This window comes from Sphingomonas sinipercae, from assembly GCF_011302055.1.
In the GTDB taxonomy this organism is placed as follows: Bacteria; Pseudomonadota; Alphaproteobacteria; order Sphingomonadales; family Sphingomonadaceae; genus Sphingomicrobium; species Sphingomicrobium sinipercae.
This window is the reverse complement of sequence record NZ_CP049871.1, coordinates 70,355-77,500: the sequence shown is the minus strand read 5'-3', so window position 1 is coordinate 77,500 and position 7,146 is coordinate 70,355. Positions and strand designations below refer to the sequence as shown.

The following is a 7,146-nucleotide window of genomic DNA, read 5'->3' as shown; positions in this document are numbered from 1 at the left end:
AACTAGTACCGTGAGGGAAAGGTGAAAAGCACCCCGATTAGGGGAGTGAAAAAGTACCTGAAACCGGTTGCCTACAAGCAGTGGGAGGATCCTTGAGATCTGACCGCGTACCTCTTGCATAATGGGTCAGTGACTTAATGTATCAAGCAAGCTTAAGCCGTTAGGTGTAGGCGCAGCGAAAGCGAGTCTGAATAGGGCGAATGAGTTTGATGCATTAGACCCGAAACCCGGCGATCTATGCATGACCAGGGTGAAGGTGCGGTAACACGCACTGGAGGCCCGAACCGATTAACGTTGAAAAGTTACCGGATGAGTTGTGCTTAGGGGTGAAAGGCCAATCAAGCCGGGAAATAGCTGGTTCTCCGCGAAAACTATTGAGGTAGTGCCTCGGATGTTTTCCGATGGGGGTAGAGCACTGGATGGGCTAGGGGGTCGCGAGATCTACCAAACCTAACCAAACTCCGAATACCATCGAGTATAGTCCGGGAGACAGACGGCGGGTGCTAAGGTCCGTCGTCAAAAGGGAAACAGCCCTAACCTACAGCTAAGGTCCCCAAGTCATGTCTAAGTGGGAAAGCATGTGGGAATCCCAAAACAACCAGGAGGTTGGCTTAGAAGCAGCCATCCTTTAAAGAAAGCGTAACAGCTCACTGGTCTAAATAAGGGTTCCTGCGGCGAAGATGTAACGGGGCTAAAGACATGCACCGAAGCTTAGGGTGTGTACTTTTGTACACGCGGTAGCGGAGCGTTCCGTAAGCCGATGAAGCCGAAGGGTAACCGACGGTGGAGGTATCGGAAGTGAGAATGCTGACATGAGTAGCGATAAAGAGGGTGAGATGCCCTCTCGCCGAAAGCCCAAGGGTTCCTGCGCAAGGCTAATCCGCGCAGGGTGAGTCGGCCCCTAAGACGAGCCCGAAGGGGGTAGTCGATGGGAATCAGGTTAATATTCCTGAACCTGGTGGAGTGTGACGGATCTCGTAAGTCGTCAGTCCTTATTGGATTGGTACTGGCGGCGAAGAGGTCCCAGGAAATAGCCCCACCATATAGACCGTACCCGAAACCGACACAGGTGGGCAGGTAGAGTATACCAAGGCGCTTGAGAGAAGGGTGTTGAAGGAACTCGGCAAATTGCCTCCGTACCTTCGGAAGAAGGAGGCCCTCACTGCGGGCAACCGCTTTGAGGGGGCACAGGCCAGGGGGTAGCGACTGTTTAACAAAAACACAGGGCTCTGCTAAGTCGGCTTCAAGACGACGTATAGGGTCTGACGCCTGCCCGGTGCCTGAAGGTTAAGAGGAGGAGTGCAAGCTCCGAATTGAAGCCCAGGTAAACGGCGGCCGTAACTATAACGGTCCTAAGGTAGCGAAATTCCTTGTCGGGTAAGTTCCGACCTGCACGAATGGCGTAACGACTTCCCCACTGTCTCCAACACCTGCTCAGCGAAATTGAATTCTCCGTGAAGATGCGGAGTACCCGCGGTTAGACGGAAAGACCCCGTGCACCTTTACTGCAGCTTCAGAGTGGCTGTGGGAAACAATTGTGTAGAATAGGTGGGAGGCTTTGAAGCCCAGGCGCCAGCTTGGGTGGAGCCACCTGTGAAATACCACCCTGTTGTTTTCTACAGTCTAACCTCGCACCGTTATCCGGTGCAGGGACCCTCTGTGGCGGGTAGTTTGACTGGGGCGGTCGCCTCCTAAAGAGTAACGGAGGCGCGCGATGGTGGGCTCAGGACGGTCGGAAACCGTCTGTTAGAGTGCAATGGCATAAGCCCGCCTGACTGCGAGACTGACAAGTCGAGCAGAGACGAAAGTCGGTCATAGTGATCCGGTGGTCCCTCGTGGAAGGGCCATCGCTCAACGGATAAAAGGTACGCCGGGGATAACAGGCTGATAACCCCCAAGAGCTCATATCGACGGGGTTGTTTGGCACCTCGATGTCGGCTCATCACATCCTGGGGCTGGAGCAGGTCCCAAGGGTTTGGCTGTTCGCCAATTAAAGTGGTACGTGAGCTGGGTTCAGAACGTCGCGAGACAGTTTGGTCCCTATCTGCCGTGGGCGTCGATGATTGAGAGGAGTTGACCCTAGTACGAGAGGACCGGGTTGAACATGCCTCTGGTGGACCTGTCGTGGCGCCAGCCGCGCAGCAGGGTAGCTATGCATGGACGGGATAACCGCTGAAAGCATCTAAGCGGGAAGCCTCCCTCAAGATAAGTCATCTTAGAGTCGTGGAAGACCACCACGTTGATAGGCCGGGTGTGGAAGCGCAGTAATGCGTGGAGCTAACCGGTCCTAATTACTCATTTCGCGCTTGATGAATTTGCACCATCATCGACAGTTTTGCTGTCGATGAGGCTGCGATCGTCTTGGCTAGATGACGCCAGAATAAAAAGTGTGCACGATTTCTAGATCTTCTTTTCGCCGGCTTCATAGCTTGGTGGTCATAGCGTCCGTGACCCACCCGATCCCATCCCGAACTCGGCCGTGAAACCGGACAGCGCCAATGGTACTACTGCTTAAGCAGTGGAAGAGTAGGTCGCCGCCAGGCTTTGCAGCCGGCGATTAGAAGAAAAACCCATTCACAACGTTACAGGGTCCCATCAAAGTAGTACTTTGATGGGGTCCTAAACAGCCGCTGCCGGCTCGTCCGAGCGGCGGCTTTTTTGTTGGCGCGGGGTGGAGCAGCCCGGTAGCTCGTCAGGCTCATAACCTGAAGGTCGTAGGTTCAAATCCTACCCCCGCAACCAACGAACAGCCCGCCATTCGGCGGGCTTTTTTTGTGCCCGGAACCGCAGCGCCGGCGGACCTTTGAACCGGCATGGACGTGCCCGCACCGATGGAAGCGTTGCTCGCTGCCGAGCTGCCCGAGGACGGCGGCTGGCAGTTCGAGCCCAAGTGGGACGGCTTCCGCTGCCTTGCCCGCCGCAAGGGGGATGCGGTCACGCTGACGTCCAAGTCGGGCAAGCCGCTGGGCCGCTATTTTCCCGAAGTGGTCGCGATGCTGGCGACGCTCGGGTGCGACGATTTCCTGCTCGATGGCGAACTGATCATCCCGGTCGGCGATACCCTTTCGTTCGACGCGCTGCAGCTGCGGCTGCATCCGGCCGAAAGCCGAATTCGCAAGCTGGCCGCGCAGACGCCCGCCGAACTGATGGCATTCGACCTGCTCGCGGTCGGCGGCAAGTCGCTGGTCGGGGAGCCGCTGGAGCAGCGCCGCGCCGCGCTGGAGCGGTTGCTTGGCGAAAATGACCTACCATCACTGCATCTGTCGCCAATGACCCGCTCGCGCCGCACTGCGCTCGGCTGGCTTGATCGCAGCGGCGGCGCGCTCGACGGCGTCGTCGCCAAGCGCGCAACCCAGGAATATCGCTCCGGCGAGCGCGCGATGATCAAGGTCAAGCAGCAGCGCACCGCCGACTGTGTCGTCGGCGGCTTTCGCTATGCGCAAAAAGGCCAGGAAGTCGGCTCGCTGTTGCTCGGTCTCTATGATTCCGACGGCGCGCTCAACCATGTCGGCTTTACGTCCGCGCTGAAGGCGGAAGACCGGCCCGCGCTGACGAGGCAACTCGAAGAGCTGGTCGAAGCGCCCGGCTTCACCGGCAACGCCCCGGGCGGCCCCAGCCGCTGGAGCAATGCGCGGTCGATGCCGTGGGAGCCGCTGCGGCCGCAACTGGTGGTCGAAGTGCGCTACGACCAGGTCACCAAGGGCCGCTTTCGGCACGGCACCGGCTTCGTCCGCTGGCGCCCCGACAAGGACCCGAAGCAATGCACCTACGACCAGCTCGCGCCGGCGCTCAAGCCGTCGGAGCTGAAGGAATTGTTCGGGCCATGACCGGCGACCTTTTCGGCGGCGATCTGCTGCCGGGCCTGCGTTACCAGCCGGCAGTACTCGACGAGGAGCAGGAGCGCGCGATCCTCGCGCAGTTAGAAGCGGTGGAGCTCGCGCCCTTCCGCTTCCAGGGCTGGCTGGGCAAGCGCAAGACCCACACCTTCGGGTGGCGCTACGATTTCGAGGACTCCAGCTTCGCGCCGTCGGAGCCGCTGCCTGCCTGGTTGCAGCCGCTCCAGCGCGCGGCCGCGGATCTCGCTGGTGTGGCCGCGGACGCCTTCGTCCATGCGCTGATCGCCCGCTACGATCCCGGGGCGGGCATCGGCTGGCATCGCGACCGCCCGGTGTTCGACACTGTCGTCGGCTTCTCGTTCGGCGCGCCGGCCGTCCTCCGCTTCCGCCGCCGCAAGCCCGACGGTTTCGACCGTGTCAGCCTGAAAGTGGAGCCGCGGTCGGTCTATTTATTGACCGGGACGGCCCGGCATGAATGGGAACATAGCATCGCGCCCGGTGCGGCGCTGCGCTTCTCGATCACCTTGCGAACCCTATCCGACCTCGGTCGCCGCAAGGCCGCGGCGAACTAACGTTCGTCGAAGCCGGCGACGCACTCGGCCACCCAGCGCGCCGCCGTCAGCGCGCTAAGGTCGGTGGCGTCGAGCGGCGGATCCCATTCGGTCAAGTCGATGATTCTGGTGCGCTTGACCCGTGCTAGCCGCCGCACCGCCCAGAAGAAGTCGGCGACATGCATGCCGCCTGGGCGAGCGCCGGGCGCTCCGGGCATCTGCGCCCGGTCGATGACGTCGATGTCGCAATCGACGACCAGCACGTCGCAGCCGGAAAGCTGGTCGATCGCTCGCTCGATCGCTGCGCGGATGCCGTCGCGCCGCACCTGTTCGATGGTGATGACCAAATTGCCCGCCGCGATGGCGTCGCGGTGCATGGCGGATGTGTTGGCAAAACTGGCCAGTCCGACCTGGGCGATGTTGCGTCCGGGCAGCCCGTCGTCGATCAGTGCCCGAACCGGATTTCCGTTACACAGCCCGTCTTCAAGGCTGCGCATGTCGAAATGGGCGTCGAGGGTGATCAGCCCGACCCGATCGAGCGGCATTTCCAAGCCAAGCAGCGCGGGGCGGGTCACCGCATTGTTGCCGCCGGCGACCAGCGTCAGCGCGTGGTCCGAAACACTTCCGGCGACAGCATCGCGGATCGGCTTGCTGGCCTCTTCGATCGTCAGCCCCTCGACGGCGACATCGCCGCGATCGTTGATCGGCGTGAAGATCGACCGCCCGACCTCGACATCGTACCTTCCGATTCGCCGCAGCGTTTCTCGCAACTTGCGCGGGGCCAGGTCGCATCGTCCCGGCGTCACCGAACCCGCCGCGAGCGGCGCTCCGACGAGGCCGATCGGCACGGTCGGTGCGTCGGTGATCAGCAGTTCCGACAGGTTGGGCCAGTTGCTCATGGCTTTGCGGTAGCAACCGCGCCCGCTAGAGGGCAACCGAATGTGGGATCGCCTCCTTACCGACTGTCGCGTTGCGACGATGGTGCCCGCGCCGGGCAACCCGCTCGGAATCATCGAGCAGGGGGCGGTGGGGATCCAGGACGGCCGGATCGTTCGCGCAGGCAAGCGCACCGAACTAGCCGGCTATCACGCCCGCGACGTGGTGCCGCTTGGCGGCGCCTGGGTGACGCCCGGGCTGATCGACTGTCACACCCATCTCATCTTCGGCGGCAACCGCGCCAACGAACATGCGATGCGCCGCGCCGGCGCGACCTATGAGGAAATCGCCAACGCCGGCGGCGGGATCGTTTCGACCGTCAGTGCGACGAACCAGGCGGACACCACCAGCCTGCTCGCTTCCGCGGCGATGCGCCTCGACGCGCTGATGAAGGGCGGCGTCACCACCGTCGAGATCAAGTCCGGCTATGCCCTCGATGTCGACGGCGAGCTGCGCCTGTTGCGCTGTGCAGCTGCGCTTGCGGCCAGCGAGGCGGTGTGGGTCTCGCCGACGCTGCTCGCGCTCCACGCCTTGCCCGCGGACTTCAAGGACCGGCGCGAGGACTATGTTCGAATAGTCGTCGACGAACTGATTCCCGCCGCGGCGGAGGAAGGGCTGGCGACCGCCGTCGACGCCTTCTGCGAGCGCGTCGCCTTCACCCCGGACGAGGTCGAGCGCGTCTTCGACGCAGCGACCAGGCACGGCCTGCGGGTGAAACTCCACGCCGAGCAATTGTCGAACCAGGATGGCGCCGCCCTGGCCGCCAGGTATCAGGCGCTCTCGGCCGACCATCTCGAGCATCTCGATGCGGCGGGCGCTGCGGCGATGGCGAAGGCCGGGACCGTCGCGGTGCTGCTTCCTGGCGCGTTCTACGCGCTGCAGGAAACGCGCAAGCCGCCGGTGCAGATGCTGCGGGACAACGGGGTGCCGATGGCGGTGGCGACCGACTGCAACCCCGGCACTTCGCCTTTGCTGTCGCCGACCCTGGCGATGAACATGGCGTGCACCTTGTTCGGACTTTCGCCGGAAGAAGCGCTGGCCGGAATGACGACCAACGCCGCCAGGGCGCTAGGGCTGGAGGAAGAGACCGGCAGCATCGCGCCGGGCATGGCCGCGGACCTGTGCGTCTGGCGCATCGAAAGCCTTGCCGAGCTCGGTTACTGGATCGGCCTGCCGGGGCCGGAGCGGCGCATCTACGCGGGACAGGATGGCTAGGGCGGCCGCGGCATTGGTGGCGATCGTCTGCTGGGCCGGCCTCGCCGTCCAGTTCGCCGCCACCTACGCGGGCCAGCGCGACATTGCCGACACCGCCTGGATCCTGCTGCGCTTCTTCACCGTACTCACGAATCTCGCGGTGGCCGTGAGCATGACGCTGGTGGCGATCGGGCGGCGGGTCAGGCCGTTCATGCTCGGCGGGGTCACCATTGCCATCATCCTCGTCGGCACCGTTTACATGCTGCTGCTGCGCGGGCTCGTTGAGCTGAGCGGCGGCGCGGTGGTGGCCGACACCCTGCTGCACAAGGTCTCTCCGGTCGCGATGACCCTGTGGTGGCTGTTGTTCGCGCCGCGCAAGTCGCTGCGCTGGAGCGACCCTTTGTGGTGGAACGCCTACCCGCTCGCTTATTTCGCCTACGCCTTGGCGCGGGGACAGGTGGAAGGCCGCTATCCCTATCCGTTCATGGATGTCGGCAAACTCGGCTGGACCCAGACAGCGATCAATGCCGGCGGCATTGCCGCGATGTTCGTCCTCGCCGGGCTGCTGCTGGTCTGGATCGACCGCTGGCGCCCGCTTGGGTCGAAGCGATCGAGCCGTTAGAGAGGCG

5 protein-coding genes, 1 tRNA gene and 2 rRNA genes (1 of these 8 running past the window's edge) are annotated in these 7,146 nt (G+C 62.7%); 7 read left to right on the top strand and 1 reads right to left on the bottom strand.

All coding sequences use genetic code 11. The annotated features are described in order from the left end of the window. From G7078_RS00395 to G7078_RS00375, 5 genes are all read left to right on the top strand, one after another. Positions 1–2,311 (top strand): 23S ribosomal RNA (locus G7078_RS00395) (it extends 483 nt beyond the left edge of the window). Between the two features lie 117 nt (positions 2,312–2,428). Then, positions 2,429–2,543: ribosomal RNA gene (rrf, locus tag G7078_RS00390) — 5S ribosomal RNA — on the top strand. Positions 2,544–2,665: 122 nt separating this feature from the next. Continuing rightward, positions 2,666–2,742: transfer RNA gene (locus tag G7078_RS00385), tRNA-Met, on the top strand. Positions 2,743–2,813: 71 nt separating this feature from the next. Beyond that, positions 2,814–3,827: an ATP-dependent DNA ligase gene (locus tag G7078_RS00380; protein ID WP_166091866.1), complete on the top strand. Its 1,014-nt coding sequence runs from the start codon at positions 2,814–2,816 to the stop codon at positions 3,825–3,827. Next, on the top strand, positions 3,824–4,408 hold the full coding sequence (locus G7078_RS00375; RefSeq protein ID WP_166091864.1) for an alpha-ketoglutarate-dependent dioxygenase AlkB: 585 nt from the start codon (positions 3,824–3,826) through the stop codon (positions 4,406–4,408). Before G7078_RS00380 ends, G7078_RS00375 begins: the two co-directional genes overlap by 4 nt. On the opposite strand, the gene G7078_RS00370 is transcribed toward G7078_RS00375, so the two are convergent. Then, positions 4,405–5,286, bottom strand: a complete 882-nt coding sequence (locus G7078_RS00370) for an arginase family protein (RefSeq protein ID WP_166091862.1) — start codon at positions 5,284–5,286, stop codon at positions 4,405–4,407. The genes G7078_RS00375 and G7078_RS00370 overlap by 4 nt on opposite strands. Before the next feature lie 40 nt (positions 5,287–5,326). On the opposite strand from G7078_RS00370, the gene hutI reads away from it, so the two are divergent. Together hutI and G7078_RS00360 are read left to right on the top strand one after the other, a co-directional pair. After that, positions 5,327–6,538, top strand: a complete 1,212-nt coding sequence (hutI, locus tag G7078_RS00365; RefSeq protein ID WP_166091860.1) for an imidazolonepropionase — start codon at positions 5,327–5,329, stop codon at positions 6,536–6,538. Beyond that, the gene (locus G7078_RS00360) at positions 6,531–7,139 is read left to right on the top strand and encodes a Pr6Pr family membrane protein (RefSeq protein WP_166091858.1); all 609 of its coding nucleotides are present in this window, start codon (positions 6,531–6,533) and stop codon (positions 7,137–7,139) included. Before hutI ends, G7078_RS00360 begins: the two co-directional genes overlap by 8 nt. Positions 7,140–7,146: the final 7 nt, after the last annotated feature.